Below are 17,345 nucleotides of genomic sequence, written 5' to 3' on the forward strand. Positions count from 1 at the left end.
GAGGTGGCCTCCACCGCCGCCGGTCAGCGCACGCCGAGCAGGTGCTCCAGGGCGAGCTGGTTCAGCCGGGTGAAGTGGTAGCCGCGGGCCGCCGCCGCCTCCAGGTCGAACTCGTCGTTCAGGACGTCGTCGAACGTCTCGCCCGGGGCCAGCGTCGGGGTCGAAAGGTCCGGGACCCGCGACGCCGCCAGCGCCTCCACGACCTCCGGGTCGGCGCGGAACGCCGCCGACTTCTCCTTGAGGATCAGGTACGTCCGCATGTTCGCCGCGGCGGACACCCAGACGTCCGCGGCGTCCTCGGTGCGCAGCGGCTTGTAGTCGAAGTGCCGTGGGCCCTCGTAGCCGCCGTTCTCCAGCAGGTCGACCAGGAAGAACGCGCTTTTCAGGTCGCCGTGGCCGAAGATCAGGTCCTGGTCGTACTTCGGGCCGTGCTGGCCGTTGAGGTCGATGTGGAACAGCTTGCCCTGCCACAGCGCCTGCGAGATGCCGTGCACGAAGTTCAGCCCGGCCATCTGCTCGTGCCCGACCTCCGGGTTCAGCCCGAACATCTCCGGCCGCGCGAGCTGCGAGATGAAGCCCAGCGCGTGCCCGATCGTCGGCAGCAGGATGTCGCCGCGCGGCTCGTTCGGCTTCGGCTCGAGCGCGAACCGCAGCGAGTAGCCCTTCTCGACGACGTAGTCGGCGAGCAGGTCCAGGCCCTCCTTGTAGCGGTCCAGCGCCGCGCGGACGTCCTTCGCGGCGTCGGACTCGGCGCCTTCGCGGCCGCCCCAGACGACGTAGGTCTCGGCGCCGAGCTCGGCCGCGAGGTCGAGGTTGCGGCGCACCTTCCGCAGCGCGTACCGCCGGACGTCGCGGTCGTTGCTGGTCAGGCCGCCGTCCTTGAACACCGGGTGGGTGAACAGGTTCGTCGTCGCCATCGGCACCTTGAGACCGGTCTCGGCCAGCGCCTTGCGGAAGCGCTCGATCGCCTTGTCCCGGTCCGGCTCGGTGGCCAGCAGGTCGTCGTCGTGGAAGGTCACGCCGTAGGCGCCCAGCTCCGCGAGCCGGTGCACGCTCTCGACCGGGTCCAGCGCCGCCCGCGTCGCCACCCCGAACGGGTCGTTCGCCGGCCAGCCCACGGTCCAGAGGCCGAAGGTGAACTTGTCGGCCGGCTGGGGAGCGAAGTCGCTCATGACTGTCCCTTCATTTAGTTCACGTTGTAGACTAAATATGCGCCGCGGGGGTCCCCGGCGTCAAGGGGCCGGTTACAGTGCTTCGCGGGAGGACACGATGACGCAGGCCGTGCGGCACGAGGAGATGCGCGCCCGCAACCTCGAGGTCGTGCTGGGCGCGGTCAGCCGCGGCGGTCCGCTCACCCGGGCGGCGCTCGCCGAGGTCACCGGCCTGACCAAGTCGACCGTGAGCAAGCTCGTCGGCGACCTGGTGGAGGCGGGCCTGCTCGCCGAGACCGGCCCCGCGCGGGCGGGCGAACGCGGCCGGCCGGGGGTGGACGTCGTGCTCAGCGGGGCGCGGATGGCGTCGCTGGGGCTGGAAATCAACGTCGACTACCTCGCGGTGCGCGTGCTCGACCTCACCGGCGAGGTCCGGTTCGCCGCCCGCCGCGAACGCGACAACCGCGGCTCGCGGCCGAAGAAGGTCCTGGCAGAGCTGCAGGACCTGGCCACCGACGCGCTCGCCGAGGCCCACCGGCTGGGGCTGGAGGCGGCGGGCGCGGTGCTGGCGGTGTCCGGCCCGGTCGGCGACGGCGTGCTGTTCAGCGCCCCCAACCTCGGCTGGCAGGACGTCCGCCCGGCCGAGCTGCTGCGGCTGCCGGTCCCGGTCGAGCTGGACAACGAAGCGAATCTCGCCGCGCTCGGCGAGCTCTGGTACGGCGACGGTGAGCGCGACTTCCTCTACGTGTCCGGCGAAATCGGCATCGGCGCCGGCCTGGTCGTGAACGGCGTGCTGTACTCCGGTGCCACGGGCCTGGCCGGCGAGCTGGGGCACGTGGTCGTGGCCCCGGAGGGGGCGCCGTGCCGCTGCGGCGGCAGTGGCTGCCTGGAAACCTACGCCGGGCAGGAAGCGTTGCTGGGGGCGGGAAAGGCCGCTTCGGTGCCGGCGCTGCTGGCGGCCCTCGAGCGCGGCGACGACACGGCGCTGGCGGCGTGCGCGGCGGCCGGGCGCGCCCTCGGGATCGCCCTGACGTCGGCGGTGAACCTCCTGGACCTCGACCGCATCGTGCTCGGCGGGGTGTTCACGCAGCTGTACCCGTGGTTGTCCGGCCCGGTGTCGGAGGTGCTGACCACCCGCCTCGGCGGCCTGCGCGGCACACCCCCGGTCCTGACCGCCTCCCGGCTCGGCGGCGACGCGGCGACCCTCGGCGCGGCCGGCCGGGTCATCCACCGCGTCCTGGCCGACCCGGCGCCGTTCCTCATCCGGGCCCAAGAGGCCTGAACGACGTGAAGGCCGCCCCGAGGAATCCTCGGGGCGGCCTTCACGGACTGGGAACTAGCTCACCGCGTTGATCTGCACCAGCGAAGAGCCGACCGTGACACCGGTGTCGGTCTGCACGGTCAGCTGACCGCGCAGGGTCCGGCCCGGGGCCGGGACGGCGGTGGCCGTCACCGTCGCCGGCACGGTCCACGAGCTGCCCGACGCGCGCAGGGCGTTGGCGTCGGTCACCGCGACCGAACCGAACGCCGGGTTGGTGAACACGTCGAGGTAGTCGTAGGCGGTGGTGCCGCCCGGGACCGCGTACCCGTCGACGAGCGCGACCCACGCACCGGGCGCCGGGTTGGGCACGGTCACCGACTCCTCGGAGTCACCGTCCGCGCTGACGCCCGCCTGCACGCAGGTACCGGTCGTGCAGTTGTACAGCACCAGGTCGAGGTCCGTGCCCACGACGGCGGGGTTGCCGATGGTGGCGGTCAGCGACGTCGAACCCGGCGTCACCGCGATCTGGTACTGCTGCTGCGTGCCTTCGGTGATCGACGGCCGCTGCGTCTTCGCGCTGCCCAGCGTGGCGCCGGTCAGCTTGCCGGTGAACGCGCCGAGGGTGTTCTGCACGGTGTAGGACCGCGGGATCGGCGTGTTCAGCGTGGCGGCGGCGATGGTGTCCGGGTTCGGCGAGATCGCCGTGCCCAGCACCGAAGCCGACAGCTTGTACGGCGCCTCGTCCACATCGGACGTCCGGCGCGCTTCGACGACGATCTCCCACACGCCCGGCAGCGGGTTGGCGATGGTCCGGCTGGTCGGCGTGCCGCCGGCGCAGCCCGCACCCGCGTCGGGCAGGTAGCACGCGGTCGTCGCGGTGCTGGCCTCGGCCGGGACACCGGTCGGGTCGTACCGCAGGAACCGCACCTGGCCCTTGCCCGGAGCGCCGGCGCCGGCGTCCAGGTCCACCTTCAGCGCGCTGGCGCCCTGCGGCACCCGCACGAAGTAGCTGGTCGCCTGGTTGCGGGCGGCCTTGCCCGAGTTGTCGACCTGGAAACCCTTGCCGGCGGCGAACTCCTGCGGCGCGAAGACCGTGTTCAAGGTCTGCACGTCGATGCCGATGGTCAGCGGGTTGTCCAGGTAGAGCAGGGCCGAGTGGACCCCGGCGCTCTTCGGGTTCACGTTCACCTTGAACGAAACCGGCGTGTTCAGCGGCAGCACCACCGTCGACCCGGAGGAGAACGTGCCGTCGTTGCCGACCCACCGCACGAAGTACGGCACCGGGTGCGCCGAGCCCGTGGTGCGGGTGATCGTGTAGGTGCGGGTGTACGCCTTGCCCGTGGTCACGCCCTCGCGGTCGTGGATGCCCACGCCCGTGTTCGGCGTGGCCAGCAGCCCGGACTGGACGGTGTGCACCTCGACCGACGTCGAAACGGCGTCCGGCTTCGGGTTGAGCGAAAGCGCGACGAACGCGGCGGGGACGTTGAACAGGCCCGCGCCCTGGGCGTACGCGCCGATGCCCGGCACGAACCGCGCGGTCGACTTGATCGCCGCGCGCAGCTGCGCCACCGGCGGCCGCTGGCCGTTGTGCGTCGCCTTGTACGCGCTCACCAGCAGTGCCGCCGCGCCGGTCGCCTGCGGCGCCGCCATCGACGTGCCCTGCAGCATCGCGTAGCCGGCCGGCAGGGTGTACGTGCCGGCCACCGGGCTTGGGGCTTCCCAGCGCGGGACGGTGGCGATGGCCGCACCGGGCGCGATGATGTCCGGCTTGAAGCCGCCGTCCTCACGCGGGCCGCGCGAGGAGAACGGGTGCATCGACTCGGGGTTCTTGGTGACCGAGCCGTAGTTCGACAGCCAGGTCTCCTTGGTGATGTACGAGCCGACCGAGATCGCGTCCGTGGCCACCGACGGGTCGCCGACGGTGTTCGCCCCGGCGCCGCTGTTGCCCGCCGAGATGAAGATCTGGACGTTGTACTCGGCGATCGTGCGGTTGTAGAGCTCCGCGCGGGCGTTGTTGCCGTCGTTGAGGGCCGGCAGGCCGCCGATCGAGATGTTGATGACGTCGGCGCCGTGGCTGGCCGCGTAGACGACACCGTCGACCAGGCCGGACGAGGTGCAGCCGGCACTGGTGAGGCAGACCTTGACGGCCAGCACCTTCGCGCCCGGGGCCGCGCCGTCCATCTTGCCGCCGAAGAGGTCGTTGCCGGCGGCGATGCCGGCGACGTGCGAGCCGTGCTCCGCACCGGCGATGCCGATGCCGACGTAGCCCGGCTTGTCGGTCTGGACCACGAAGGCCATCCGCTCGGCGATGTCGGTCGCCGGGTTGTCGGTGCCGAAGAAGCCGACGTCGTACTTCTTGTTGTAGTCGGTCATCGGCTTCTCGTCGGTGAAGTCGCCGTTGCCGTTGAGGTCGACCCGGACCTCCTTGGTCACCGGGTCGAGCAGCACGCCCCAGGAGTCGGCGCGGTCGCCGTCGCGGTTGATGTCACCGCCGGTCTCGCTGTCCGCGGCACCCAGGTCGCCCGCGGTCTCGCCGAACACGCCGAACGTGTACGGGCCACCGGTGGCCGGAGCGGTCCAGGTCTTGCCGTTGGCGGTGAAGGTGCCGGTGTAGGTCTGGGTCGACTGCTTGACCCAGGTGCCGTCGCCGGAGTTGGTGGCGTTGGCGTTGTACCAGTCGACGATCTTGCGTTCGCCGTGGCTGGTGGTGGCCAGCGCGGGGGAGTCGAGGTCGACGCCGGAGTCGAGCACCGCGACCGTGGTGTCCTTGCCGTCCCAGCTGGGCAGGACCTGGCCGAACTGCGCCGCGTAGGTGTCGCCGGTCGGCAGGTACGGGTTGACGCGCGGGGTGTTCTTGCCCGGGGCCGGCTGCGGCAGCGGGTTGCTCGCGCCGTCGGGCTTCGGGTCGTCGCGCACGATGAGCCCGTCGACGTCGACGGCGTTGACCGACTTGAGCTTCGCGGCTTTTTCGGCCTTGGCGGTCGGGATGCTGACCTTCACGTAGTCGAGCTTCGTGTCGGTGGACTGGACGACCCCGCCGAGGGCCTTGAGCTCGTTCACGGCGGTGCCGGTCTGGCCCTTTTCCGCGGCGATCAGCAGCGTGACGTCGGGCTTCCCGGCCTTCTCGGCTTCGGCGACGAGCGCGCGGTCGTGTTCGTCGAGGGTCTTGCCGTCGGCCGCGCCGTTGGTCGGCGGGGCCTGCTGGGCGGAGGCCACCGGGACCGCGACGCCGAGGACGGAGGCGCCGAGAGCGGTGGCGAGGATGGTGATCCCGGCCCGCCGTCTCCAGCGCGATCTGTGCTGTTCCACTGAAACGACCCTTCGTGAAGATGTGCGTCCGAGCAGTACACAGGGTGGGATCTTCGTCAGCAATCAGACAGTTAGCCCATCAACCGCAATTGGTTGCGAGCCGAATGGCCTAATGGGCTGCCCGGTTAGGCGGTCACCGGAACGCGCCGAGAGTGGCCAGATCTCCCCATTGCTACATGTATGTATAGCGCGCTATGTTTACGTGTAGTCGACTACACGCACGTATAGGACATTGATGAGCAGCGAAGACCTCACCGCCCGGGCCCGGATCCGCGATGCCGCCATCCGGCTGTTCACCGAACGCGGCATGGAGAAGACGTCGATCCTCGACATCGCCGAGGAAGCCGGGGTCTCCGGCGGCCTGATCCGCCACCACTTCGGCTCCAAGGACGGCCTGCGCGAGGCCTGCGACACGCACGTCTTCGACGAACTGGTGAAGTTCAAGGAGGAGGTCCTGGCGAAGGGCGCCGCGAACCCGGGATTCCTCCCCACGTTCGACGCCCGGCAGTTGCTCTACCGCCGGTACCTGGGCCGCGCCATGGTCGACGGCTCCGGGGCCGCCGAGGTGCAGTTCACCGGGATCGTCGACGAAACCGAGCGCTACTTCCTCGAGCAGGGCATGGACATGCCGGACCCGCGGGGCGTCGCCGCCGCGCTCGCCGCGATGACCGGCGGGCTGATGATCCTGCAGGACCACGTCGCCCGCGCGCTCGGCGAGGAGCCGGGCACGAACGAGGCGATGCTGCGGATGTCGGCGGCCGCCGGGCACCTGTTCCTGAACCCGCTAGCCACCACCGAAGTCCTCGAAAAGGCCCGCGAAGCGCTGGCCGCCTACCAACGGAAGGAATGACGATGGCCGCAGCGATCACCGCCGCCGGCCTCACCAAGGCGTTCGGCCGGACGAAAGCCCTCGACGGGCTCGACCTGACCGTCCACACCGGCGAGGTGCACGGCTTCCTCGGGCCCAACGGCGCCGGCAAGACCACCACCATCCGCGTGCTGCTGGGGCTGATGCGCGCCGACGGCGGCCACGCCACCCTGCTCGGCGGCGACCCCTGGACCGACGCCACCGAGCTGCACCGGCGGCTCGCGTACGTGCCGGGCGACGTCACCCTCTGGCCGAACCTCACCGGCGGCGAGGTCATCGACCTGCTCGGCCGCCTGCGCGGCGGCCTCGACACCGCCCGCCGCGCGGAGCTGATCGAGCGCTTCGACCTCGACCCGCGCAAGAAGGGCCGGACGTACTCGAAGGGCAACCGGCAGAAGGTCGCGCTCGTCGCCGCGCTGGCGTCCGATGTGGAGCTGCTGGTCCTCGACGAGCCGACGTCCGGCCTCGACCCGCTGATGGAGGAGGTGTTCCGGGAGGTCGTCGAGGAGGAGCGCGAACGCGGCGACCGGACGGTGCTGCTGTCTTCGCACATCCTGTCGGAGGTCGAGGCGCTGTGCGACCGCGTCACGATCATCCGGGCCGGCCGCACGGTCGAGTCGGGCACCCTGGACGAACTGCGGCACCTGGGCCGGATCACCATCGACGCCTCGCTCGCGCACGTGCCCGCGGACCTGGCGTCGCTGCCGGGCGTCCACGACCTGAATTCGTACGGCTCGCACGTCCACCTGTCCGTCGACCAGACCTCGCTGGCCGAGGTGATGCGGCACCTCGCCGAGGGCGGGCTGCGGAGCCTGGTGAGCCGGCCGCCGACGCTCGAGGAGCTGTTCCTGCGGCACTACCGGCAGGACGAGCCGGTCGGAGCGGCACGATGACGGGGACCTGGGCGCTGTTGCGGCTGGTGCTGCGCCGCGACCGGTGGCTGCTGCCGGTCTGGATCCTCGGTCTCACGTTCGCGCCCGCCGGCTACCTGTCGTCGATCAAGGCGGCGTACCCGGATGCCGCGGCCCGGCAGCACTTCTACGACCTCAACGCGTCGAGCGCGACGTTCGCCGTGCGCAACGGCCCGCTGTACGGCTCTTCCGTGGGGAACCTGCTGGCTTGGCAGTGCGGGTTCGTCCCGGTCGTCGTGGGACTGATCGCGTTGCTCACCGTGGTGCGGCACACCCGGACCGAGGAGGAGGCGGGCCGCCGCGAGCTCACCGGCGCCACCGTCGTCGGCCGGCACGCGGGGCTGGTCGCCGCGATGCTCGCCGCGTGTGGTGCGTGCCTGCTGTTCGGTGTGCTGGCCGCGTTCGCCGTCGCCGCGCAGGGTGAGCCGCTCGCCGGTGCGTTGGCGCTCGGTGCGGGATTCGCCTTGACGGGCTGGGTTTTCGCCGGGGCCGGCGCGGTCGCCGCCCAGCTCACCTGGGGCGCGGGCGGGGCGCGGGGCATCGGCATCGGGGCGCTGGTGCTGGCGTTCCTGCTGCGCGCGGCCGGGGACAGCAGCGGTTCGGCGGGCTGGCTCGCGTGGTTATCGCCGATCGGCTGGGCGCACCGGCTGCGCCCGTTCGCGGGCGAGCGGTGGTGGGTGCTCGCGGTGGGCGTCCTCGCGACCGGCCTGCTGGTGGTGTCGGCCGTCGCGTTGTCGGCGCGCCGGGACCTCGGCGCGGCTCTGTTACCGGCGCGGCTGGGCCGGGAGACGGCGAAGGCGTCGTTGCGTTCGCCGCTGGCGCTGGCGTGGCGGCTGCAGCGGGGGACGCTGCTGGTCTGGACCGTGTGCCTGGGCCTCGTCGGGCTGCTGATGGGCGGGGTGGCGCAGAACGTCGCGGACACGATGCGGGACAACCAGGCGGTCGCGGAGGTGTTTTCCCGCCTGGGCGGCGGCGGTGCGGTGACGGACGCGTACCTGGCGGGCACGATGACGTTGTTCGGCCTGGCGGCGGCGGGCTATGCGGTGCAGGCGACGTTGAAGCTGCGTGCCGAAGAGGCGGCGGGCCGGGCGGAACCGGTTTTGGCGACGGCGGTCGGCCGGCTCGGCTGGGCACTGGCCCACCTGACGTTCGCGCTGCTCGGCTCGGCGTTCGTGCTGGCGGTGACGGGCTGGGCAACGGGGCTCGCGTACGGCTCCGGCTTCGGGCTGGTCCCGGCGGCGCTGGCCCAGCTGCCGGCGGTGTGGGTCCTGACGGGCTTGGCGGTGTTGCTGATCGGCGTCTTCCCGCGCTTCGCGGCGGGGGCTTGGGGCCTGCTGGCGGCGTTCCTGCTGCTGTCGCTGGTGGGCACGGCGTTGCGGTGGAACGAAGTGGTGCTGGGGATTTCGCCGTTCCAGCACCTGCCCCACCTGCCGGGCGGAACGTTTGCGGTGACGCCGATCCTGTGGCTGGTTCTGCTCGCTGTCCTCGCCGGGGCGGGCGGATTGTTCGCATTGCGGCGGCGGGACATCCCGGTGGGCTGACCACCGGACGGGACCACGGCCGGGGGTCCAGGAGGGCTTGCCCCCGGCGGGGTCTGGCAAGCAATGCCAGCCAAGACAACCCCTGGACCAACACTTGATACAACAGTCGAGCAACCACGGACCACCGATCATCGAATGCTCGGGCGTGCGTGGCTTCATTTGGGGCTACTCTGAAGTCGTCATGACGGATCGGCTCGCACAGGCAAGATCGTGACAGGGGAGGCCCCTCCCCATTCGCTTGTCAACCGCCGCGCGTCAGGCCTGAGCGGCGCGACCGCAGCACAGGGCCATGTCTGTTGACCAGCAGTTCGATCGAGTGACCCGAGCACCGAGGAGGTGTCGAGCGTGAACGATATGAACAAACAGCCTCCACCAGCGTCCCGAACTCATCTGTCGGACCTCACCCCCCGCGCAGTGCTGGGTGAACTTGCTGCTGCGCAGGCAGCTACTTTGCCGCAACTGCCGTGGCGGCTCGTCGAGATCGATCACGACGACACGACTTTGGTGATCGCGGTACAGCTGGGACGATCTCCGCGCATCGCAGGAGTGGAAATCACAGAAACTGCGACCAGCGTTCACGTTGTAGTCCGCGGGGCCGAATCGCCACCCCCGGACGTGCTGTCCTTCGCCGTGGCGAGGACTGCCATCGCGACCGTCACCTTGCCGCACCCTGTGGGCCGGCGTCAGCTCGATGGCGCAGAGCCACAGCACACACAGTAACAAGCCTTGCCGAAGCATTTGTGGTTGTCGACCCGGTCGCGCCGACCATAAGCCCGCATAAGGAACCTGTGCCGACCGGATACATGCCGCGCCTGCCCGGCTGTTCCGGCGCGAGAACGAGGCAAGGCCGGATGGACCAGCGCATGCAGCCAGAGGCCACATTCACGACGAATACCACGGGGACGCAGCCAGGAACATCCCGGACTTCGCAAACACATCACCAACAGACGCAGAAAACTGACATAATGTCTGGTCAGACAGTTCTTGCTCCATCCAAGTGGTTCCGTGACGTCTTTGTTGACTTCCAAGATGGTCAGAAAGACCCTGGGTGCTCGTCGGGGCAGACATCGGCTTCTGCGAGGGGTGGAATTCTCCAATGGAAACGATCGCCGGAATCCGGCAGTACCTCGACGGTCACCGAGGCGAATTCGGCGGAATGTACCTTGACAACGCGACGCATACTATACATGTCAACATGGCGCCGGCCGTCGTTCCGGAATCCACGAGAGCGCTGCATGAGATTTTTCGGAAATCATCACCACTGCGATCGCCATCGAAGGATTCAACTCCGCTGAGGCTGGAATTGCACGCCGTCGCCTATAGTATGGCAGAACTGCAGCAAGTGGCGAATCAGATTACGATCAGGCGGCCGTGGGCCGCCTTGATTTCCAACACCCTTGCATGGTGGGGAATCGATCGGCGCCACGATGTGGTTACGGTTGCCCTGACAGCAGTTACGCAAGACTTGCAAGATCTTGCGCGCCGGGAGTTCGGCAACCGTGTCACACTGGTACCTGGCAACCAATTGACATTCGCCTCTAAATTGACAACAATTCGAGGACCCGTCCAAACCAAGAAGGTGCAACCACCAGCCAAGGTGGGAGCGATCACGAACCAGCAGGCTGGCAGCTCTCAGGTCGCACCCTCGCCGAGCAGGCTGCTCGACGGCGCGCCCTACTATGGAGGCGAACGGATCTACCGGCTTGAAGCATCCGATGACTCGGTGCTTGTCATTCAGTGCACAGGCGGCTTCGGCTACTCCGGCCCATCCATGCAAACCGCAGGGTATTGCGCACCTGGTGGCACCTTTTGGACACAGGGCTACTGGGATCAGGACAGTAATTTTATTTCTCAAACAGGCGCCATGGGCCGAGTGTTTGCAGTCGAGTACGGAAGTCGCCTGCCCGACGGGGAACTGATGAACGGAAACACCTATGGTGCGGTTGTGTGGACCCAGCTGCAGACCGTTCAGACAGTCCGTGGCACGGCGTTCCCCGCGCAGGGCGAGGGAGTGTGCTTCGATTAACACCAGAATGTGCCAGCCCGGCGACAGCGGTGGCCCCGTCTACCAACGCGTACCCAACGGCGTGAAGGCGGCCGGAATAATTTCGGCAACCAACGACCCTGGAACTGTATGTGCATTCACGGATATCAATATATTTGATGCCGATTTTGGTGGAAGTGTACTTTTTTCCAGTTAGTAGGTAGGGCAAACGCAACACTGACGCACAGGCGATACTCGGACCATTCAGGGCCCTGTATTGCGACCATGCGTCGAGATGCCTGTCCTCCTCAGCACCGAGGACGGGCATCTCCATGTCATGTCGGCCGCCGGAGTTCGTCGACCACAACCAGAGCAAGTGCGACCGTCGCGGCAATGCCGACACGGCGACCGACGCCGAGCGGCGCGAGGAGGAACCAGCGCCCCCGCCCCGCCGAGCCAGGGCCACATCTGCCAGCCCGACAACCACCACGGACCAGCGCGTGTACCGCTGCCCCGGCCAGTACGGGCAGGCGGGCGCCGCGTGCGATGGCGGCCCATCGGTCCCGGCGCGCGGCGGATCGGTGCCCGGCCGCCGCGAGCCGATCGAAGATCGTTCCTCCGCCCATCACCCCAGGATGCGCCCTGACCAGCGAAAACACGAACGATCATCACCTCGTCGTGGTTTCCGGAGTCGTTCGGAGGCGGCCTGCTGCCCCACAACGGTCACGGATGGAGGCACCCGCCCTCCGGACTCGTTTGGGTATCCGTCTTGAGCAACGGGGGTTCGACCCCCGGGGAACACCGCGAGGCGAGGCCGGGTGCGCGCTTTCCGCGCACAGGCCTCGCCCCGAGAATCGCGTGGCAACCGAGGGAGTCGAACCCTGCGCGGCTTGTGAAGGCGGCGCCCGTGGACCGGCCCTGACCCTTCGGCGGGCGACGGCTGCCAATGGTTTCAACGCTGCTAATACCCTTGATGTTTCACTTTCATGCGCTGCTTCACCCGGACGGGCCCGGCTGGCAAGGTGGTCCGCATGGATGATCTCCTGCTGCGTCGCGTCCGGCCGGGTCTCGGTGGCGACCTCGCCGACGTCCGGGTGAACGACGGCCGGGTCACGTCGATCACCGAGCCGGGCTCCGAGGGGTTCGCCGCACGGCTGGTCGACGGGCACGGCGGGACGTTGCTGCCCGGGCTGGTCGACGCGCACGTCCACGTCGTGCAGTGGGCGACGTTCCGGCGTCGCATCCCCCTGGACGCGGCCCGCTCGGCGGGAGAGGCGATCGAGCTGCTGCTGGCCCACCTGCTGGCGACGCCCGCGCCGCAGTCGGAGCTCGTCGTGGGCGCCGGGTTCCGTGACGGGCTGTGGCCGGACAAGCCGCACAAGGACCTGCTGCAGCGGGCGCTGCCCGGGCGGGCGGTCGCGTTGTTCAGCGCGGACCTGCACACGTTGTGGCTGAGCCCGGCGGCGTTGAAGCTGATCGGTCGCGACCACCCGACGGGCGTCCTGCTGGAGGGCGATTGCATGACTGCGACCGCCCAGCTCCCGACGGCGGCGATCGACGTCCAGGACCGCTGGGTGGCGGAAGCCGTGGCCGCGGCGGCCGCGCGGGGCGTGACGCAGATCGTCGACTACGAGTACGCGGACACGGTGGCGGACTGGACGCGCCGGGGCGCCCCGGCCGCGCGGATTTCGTGTGTCATCGCGAGGCACCTCCTGGATCAGGCCATCGAGCGCGGCCACCGCACGGGCGACGTCCTGCCGGACTCCGGTGGGCTGCTGACGGTCGGGCCGTTCAAGCTCTTCGTGGACGGCTCCCTCAACACCCGCACGGCCTACTGCCACGACCCGTATCCCGGCGTGGATTCGCCGGGCTCGCTGGAACTGCCGCCCGGCGAACTGATTCCGTTGATGCAGCGGGCGTTCGACCACGGGCTGCTCCCGGCGGTCCACGCGATCGGCGACCGGGCGAACACGATCGCGCTGGACGCGTTCGAGGAGGTCGGCTGCCCGGGCCGCATCGAGCACGCCCAGCTGCTGTCCCCGGAGGACGTCCCGCGGTTCGCCGCGCTGGGCGTGATCGCGGCGGTCCAGCCGTCGCACCAGCCGGACGACCGCGACGTCGCGGACCGCCACTGGCACGGCCGAACTTCGCGGGCGTTCCCGTACCGGTCGTTGCTCCAGGCGGGTGCCCGCCTGGAGTTCGGCTCGGACGCCCCGGTCGCGCCGCTGGACCCGTGGGACGGCATCGCGTCGGCGATCTCCCGCACGGACGACGACCGCCCGCCGTGGCACCCGGAGCAGGCGATCCCGTTCGCCGAGGCGCTGGCGTCGTCCTCGGGTGGTCGTCGAGTGGTGGCGGTGGGGGACGTCGCGGACCTGATGGTGACGGCGGCGGACCCGTCGGCGCTGTCCCCGGCGGACCTGCGAGCCCTCCCGGTGACGGCGACGGTCGTCGGTGGGCATGTCACCCACCAGGTCTGAACCGGGACTTGATTTGTCCACCGGACAACGGAAAAGATCCCACCGTGGATGTGACAACGTTGTCGCCGAGGAAGCCGATGAGCCAGTGCACCCCAAGAACGGGGACGCGCGTCCTGGCCGCCCTGCTCGCCGGAGCCACGACGATGGCTCTCGCCACCCCTGCCGAAGCCCACGGCGGCCCCCGGTTCGCCGAAGACCCCACCACGCTCGTCGACACCTCGATCGGCAACAACGGTGACGGCACCACCTTCCCCGGCGCCACCACGCCCTTCGGGATGGTCCAGCTCAGCCCGGACACCCAGCTCAAGAAGTACGCGTCCTACGACTACGCGCAGGACACCACCCTCGGCTTCAGCCACACCCACCTCTCCGGCGTCGGCTGCCAGACCATGGGCAACTTCCGGTTCATGCCCACCACCGGCGCCGTCACCACGAGCGACCCGGCGAAGTACGGCGCGAAGTTCAGCCACGCCGACGAGACCCGGCAGCCCGGCTACTACGGCGTCAAGCTCGCCGGCGGCATCGAAGTCGAGCTCACCGCCACCCAGCGCACTGGCCAGCACCGCTACACGTTCCCCGGCGGAACGAGCGAAAACGTCCTCATCGAGGTCGGCGAGAGCAACGGCTACACCTATGCCGGCGACGTCCACGTCGTCGGGGACGACACCGTCGAGGGCTGGCTGCAGGGCGGCAACTTCTGCTGGGAGACGCAGAAGGAGCGCTACCGGGTCTTCTTCAGCGCCAAGTTCGACCGCAAGTTCGCGAGCTTCGGCACCTGGACCGACAGCAAGCTGACGCCGAACCAGCGTGACGCGAAGCTCGGCAGCCAGCGCACCGGCGCCTGGCTCACCTTCGGCACCGACAAGAACCAGGTCGGCGCGTCGGTAGGCCTGTCCTACACCTCCGTCGACGGCGCCCGCCTCAACCGCCAGGTCGAGCAGCCGAAGTCGTTCGACCGGGCGAAGGAGCAATCCCACGACACCTGGCGGGACGAGCTGAACCGCCTGCGCGTCGCCGGTGGGACGACCGCCGACCAGCGCACCTACTTCAGCGCGCTGTACCGGTCGCTGCTGCACCCGTCCGTCGGGTCCGATGTGGACGGCTCGTACCGCGGCTTCGACGACGCCGTCCACCGCGGCCGGGACACCTACTACCAGATGTTCTCGCTTTGGGACACCTACCGCTCGCAGAACCAGCTGGTCGCGCTGCTGCACCCGGACAAGGCCGCGGACATGACCAAGTCCGTCCTCAAGATCGCCCAGGACGGCGGCTGGGTGCCGCGCTGGGCGCTCGCCGGCGGCGAGACGAACGTGATGAGCGGCGACCCCGTCACGCCGTGGGTGGTCGACAACTACCGCCGGGGCCTCCTCGACGACCGGACCGCACGTCAGCTGTTCGACGCGTTGTGGCGCAACGCCAACGAAGTGCCGGAGGACCAGTCGATCTTCCGCGGCCGCGACGGCAACCCGAGCTACGTGCAGAACGGCTGGATCGGCTACCAGGACCTGCCGGGTTACACCTACGGCGACACGCGTCAGGCCGGGTCGGCGACCCTCGAGTACGCCCTCGCCGACTGCGCACTGTCCACAATGGCGTCCGGACTGGGCTACGGCGACAAGGCCGCGACCCTGCGAGCCCGCTGTGGCAACTTCGCGCACCTGTGGGACACCGGCGTGGAATCCCACGGCTTCACCGGCTTCCCCCGGACGAAGGCCGCGGACGGCACCGGCGTCGGCGACCCCGACCCGGCGAAGTCGATCGGCTTCCACGAGGGCACGCCGTGGCAGTACCAGTGGCTCGCCCAACAGGACACCGCGAAGCTGTTCGGCCTGATGGGCGGCGCGGCGCAGGCGGAGCGGCGGCTCGACACCTTCTTCGACATGCCGCTGCTGCTCACCGACCCGGCGAAGGCGGCCAAGGACTCCTGGGTCCACGGCGCGTACGACTACCACAACAACTTCGCTTTCAACCCCAACAACGAGCCCGACCTGCACGCACCCTGGATGTACAGCTGGACGGGCGCGCCCTGGAAGACCTCGGCCGTGCTGCGGGCGGCGCGGACGCTGTTCACGGACACTCCGTACGGCATGCCGGGCAACGACGACCTCGGCACCATTTCGTCGTGGCTCGTCTTCGGCATGGCCGGCGTCTTCGAGGCGCAGCCGGGCTCCGGGACGTACCTGCTCAGCACGCCGATGTTCGAGAAGGTCGAGATCCACCCGGACGGCGGCCGCAAGATCGAGATCGAAGCACCGGACGCGAGCGCGGCGAAGCTTCAGTACACAAAGGACGTCCGCATCGGACACCGCGGTTACGGTCGCAGCTGGATCTCCCACGCGGACCTGCTCCGCGCGGGCAAGATCCAGTTCCGCCTGAGTGACACGCCGACGGCGTGGGGCACGCAGGCGGCGCCGCCCGCCCTGTGACGGCCTCCCCGAGGGCTGGAATTGCCGAGAACAGCCCGATAACACGAGTTCCTGTCCATCACACTCTCAGCGAGTTGGTGTCCACCGGATCGGACAGATTGAATGGCCATCATGTTGAGGTGGCAGCAGGCGGAGGGGAAGCGTCACGCGCTCGACGGGCCGTTCCCTCCGCGTCCGGAGGAACAGTTCGTGGCTTTGTGCGGGGAAGAAGTGACCGTCGCGGTGAGGGATGTTCCGCAGCTCGGGGGGAACTGGTTCGACCCGACGTGCGCCGAGTGCGAGTCGGCGTGGCTGGCGCGGTGCTGACCGAGGCCGACCGGGATCATCGGCTGCTGGAGCGCATCCGCGACCTGCACGCCTCCCTCGCCCCCGATCTGGCGTGGCTGGCCCGGACCGTCGGGGAGGAGGTGCCGCGCCCCGACATCCTCCGCGACCTGGGGGAGCGGCTCGCCGACCTCGGTGGGGACCTGATCACCCGCGCCGACGAGCTCGACGCCCAGGTCCGGGCCGGCCTCCCGGACGACGGCTGGCTCCCCGAAGCGGGCGCACGGCGGCGCGCTCTGGCCGTCGCCCACCAGGTCGGCCCGCACCCCCTCCGGTGCGGGCCGATCTTCCTCGCCGTCTGCGGCGCCGCCTGTTTCCCCTTCTACGGGACGGACCCGACGAGCCGGACAGCGCGCCACGAACGGTGCGAAAAGTGTCTCCACGTGCGCTGATCCGCCGTTTCTGCTGAGCTGGGGGTATGACCGAGCAGAAACCGACGGCGACCGAGCGGTTCTTCCGGATCGCGATCGCGATCAAGGGCCTCGACGGCGCCCTGCAGGTCGTCGGGGCGCTGATCCTGGCGTTCATCCCCGCCTCGACGGTCAGCGGGTTCACCCACGCCGTGATCACCCGCGACCTGCTCGGCGACCCGTCGGGCACGCTGGCGCGCCACCTCGAATCGGCGACGGAGAACTTCCTCCACGGCGACACGAAGACCTTCGCGGTCGCGTACCTGCTCGCCCACGGGCTGATCAAGCTCGGCCTCGTGTGGGCGCTGGCCCGCAAGATCGTCCGCGCCTACCCCGTTGCCGCGGTCATCCTCGCCGCGTTCGTCGTCTACGAGATCTTCCGCGCGGTGCACACCCACTCGATCGCGCTGCCGTTCTTCGCCGCACTCGACGTCGTGATCGTTGTTCTCGTGTTGCGGGAGTACCGGCAGCTCAAGCGCGGTTGAGGCCGGCCGGATCGGGGCTGCCGGGGTTTCCCCCGCCGGCCCGAACGCCGGATTGTTCAACGGCCGCCAGACCGCGTCAAGGCGGGAAAGCGTGCCTTGACCCGGCCTGGCGGCCGCTGAGGCGGCTGCGTATCGGTTCGGCAGGGGGGTGTGGCCGGTCGGCTGGGGTCCGGGAGTGGGCAGGGAGCGAGCCGT

13 protein-coding genes are annotated in these 17,345 nt (G+C 69.6%); 11 read left to right on the forward strand and 2 right to left on the reverse strand.

Going from position 1 to position 17,345, the window contains the following annotated elements:
* Positions 1–23 precede the first annotated feature (23 nt).
* Positions 24–1,172 carry a xylose isomerase gene (xylA, locus tag ACFVYA_RS32910; RefSeq protein WP_387050575.1) on the reverse strand — a complete coding sequence of 383 codons (1,149 nt, stop codon included), beginning with the start codon at positions 1,170–1,172 and terminating at the stop codon, positions 24–26.
* Between the two features lie 97 nt (positions 1,173–1,269).
* On the opposite strand from xylA, the gene ACFVYA_RS32915 reads away from it, so the two are divergent.
* Complete coding sequence (locus ACFVYA_RS32915; RefSeq protein ID WP_387050576.1) at positions 1,270–2,433, forward strand: ROK family protein; 1,164 nt, start codon at positions 1,270–1,272, stop codon at positions 2,431–2,433.
* A gap of 54 nt (positions 2,434–2,487) precedes the next feature.
* Here ACFVYA_RS32915 and ACFVYA_RS32920 read toward each other — a convergent pair whose 3' ends face one another.
* Complete coding sequence (locus tag ACFVYA_RS32920; protein ID WP_285985228.1) at positions 2,488–5,721, reverse strand: S8 family serine peptidase; 3,234 nt, start codon at positions 5,719–5,721, stop codon at positions 2,488–2,490.
* Between the two features lie 235 nt (positions 5,722–5,956).
* On the opposite strand from ACFVYA_RS32920, the gene ACFVYA_RS32925 reads away from it, so the two are divergent.
* From ACFVYA_RS32925 to ACFVYA_RS32970, 10 genes are all read left to right on the forward strand, one after another.
* The gene (locus ACFVYA_RS32925; protein WP_387050578.1) at positions 5,957–6,571 is read left to right on the forward strand and encodes a TetR/AcrR family transcriptional regulator; all 615 of its coding nucleotides are present in this window, start codon (positions 5,957–5,959) and stop codon (positions 6,569–6,571) included.
* 2 nt (positions 6,572–6,573) lie between these two features.
* Positions 6,574–7,482, forward strand: coding sequence for an ATP-binding cassette domain-containing protein (locus tag ACFVYA_RS32930; protein ID WP_387050580.1), 909 nt, complete (start codon positions 6,574–6,576; stop codon positions 7,480–7,482).
* Positions 7,479–9,041 (forward strand): ABC transporter permease, encoded by a 1,563-nt coding sequence (locus tag ACFVYA_RS32935; protein ID WP_387050582.1) that lies wholly within the window; start codon positions 7,479–7,481, stop codon positions 9,039–9,041. Before ACFVYA_RS32930 ends, ACFVYA_RS32935 begins: the two co-directional genes overlap by 4 nt.
* Before the next feature lie 345 nt (positions 9,042–9,386).
* Positions 9,387–9,761: a hypothetical protein gene (locus tag ACFVYA_RS32940; RefSeq protein WP_285985224.1), complete on the forward strand. Its 375-nt coding sequence runs from the start codon at positions 9,387–9,389 to the stop codon at positions 9,759–9,761.
* Between the two features lie 376 nt (positions 9,762–10,137).
* Positions 10,138–11,067, forward strand: coding sequence for a hypothetical protein (locus ACFVYA_RS32945; RefSeq protein ID WP_387050584.1), 930 nt, complete (start codon positions 10,138–10,140; stop codon positions 11,065–11,067).
* 989 nt (positions 11,068–12,056) lie between these two features.
* Positions 12,057–13,505, forward strand: coding sequence for an amidohydrolase (locus ACFVYA_RS32950; protein ID WP_387050586.1), 1,449 nt, complete (start codon positions 12,057–12,059; stop codon positions 13,503–13,505).
* A gap of 77 nt (positions 13,506–13,582) precedes the next feature.
* The gene (locus tag ACFVYA_RS32955) at positions 13,583–15,931 is read left to right on the forward strand and encodes a GH92 family glycosyl hydrolase (protein ID WP_387050588.1); all 2,349 of its coding nucleotides are present in this window, start codon (positions 13,583–13,585) and stop codon (positions 15,929–15,931) included.
* 111 nt (positions 15,932–16,042) lie between these two features.
* Positions 16,043–16,237 (forward strand): zinc finger protein, encoded by a 195-nt coding sequence (locus ACFVYA_RS32960; protein WP_285985219.1) that lies wholly within the window; start codon positions 16,043–16,045, stop codon positions 16,235–16,237.
* Positions 16,219–16,647 carry a hypothetical protein gene (locus ACFVYA_RS32965; RefSeq protein WP_285985218.1) on the forward strand — a complete coding sequence of 143 codons (429 nt, stop codon included), beginning with the start codon at positions 16,219–16,221 and terminating at the stop codon, positions 16,645–16,647. The genes ACFVYA_RS32960 and ACFVYA_RS32965 overlap by 19 nt, the downstream gene beginning before the upstream one ends.
* Positions 16,648–16,673: 26 nt before the next feature.
* A complete protein-coding gene (locus tag ACFVYA_RS32970; RefSeq protein ID WP_387050590.1) occupies positions 16,674–17,150 on the forward strand; it encodes a DUF2127 domain-containing protein in 477 nt (158 codons plus the stop codon).
* Positions 17,151–17,345: the final 195 nt, after the last annotated feature.

Source organism: Amycolatopsis sp. NPDC058278 (assembly GCF_042881395.1).
In the GTDB taxonomy this organism is placed as follows: Bacteria; Actinomycetota; Actinomycetes; order Mycobacteriales; family Pseudonocardiaceae; genus Amycolatopsis.

Excerpts from the sequence above, each read along its gene's own strand:
- xylA (WP_387050575.1), bottom strand. The coding sequence starts at position 1,172 with ATGAGCGACTTCGCTCCCCAGCCGGCCGACAAGTTCACCTTCGGCCTC.
- ACFVYA_RS32945 (WP_387050584.1), top strand. The coding sequence starts at position 10,138 with ATGGAAACGATCGCCGGAATCCGGCAGTACCTCGACGGTCACCGAGGC.
- ACFVYA_RS32925 (WP_387050578.1), top strand. The coding sequence starts at position 5,957 with ATGAGCAGCGAAGACCTCACCGCCCGGGCCCGGATCCGCGATGCCGCC.
- ACFVYA_RS32935 (WP_387050582.1), top strand. The coding sequence starts at position 7,479 with ATGACGGGGACCTGGGCGCTGTTGCGGCTGGTGCTGCGCCGCGACCGG.
- ACFVYA_RS32955 (WP_387050588.1), top strand. The coding sequence starts at position 13,583 with ATGAGCCAGTGCACCCCAAGAACGGGGACGCGCGTCCTGGCCGCCCTG.
- ACFVYA_RS32915 (WP_387050576.1), top strand. The coding sequence starts at position 1,270 with ATGACGCAGGCCGTGCGGCACGAGGAGATGCGCGCCCGCAACCTCGAG.
- ACFVYA_RS32950 (WP_387050586.1), top strand. The coding sequence starts at position 12,057 with ATGGATGATCTCCTGCTGCGTCGCGTCCGGCCGGGTCTCGGTGGCGAC.
- ACFVYA_RS32970 (WP_387050590.1), top strand. The coding sequence starts at position 16,674 with ATGACCGAGCAGAAACCGACGGCGACCGAGCGGTTCTTCCGGATCGCG.
- ACFVYA_RS32960 (WP_285985219.1), top strand. The coding sequence starts at position 16,043 with ATGTTGAGGTGGCAGCAGGCGGAGGGGAAGCGTCACGCGCTCGACGGG.
- ACFVYA_RS32930 (WP_387050580.1), top strand. The coding sequence starts at position 6,574 with ATGGCCGCAGCGATCACCGCCGCCGGCCTCACCAAGGCGTTCGGCCGG.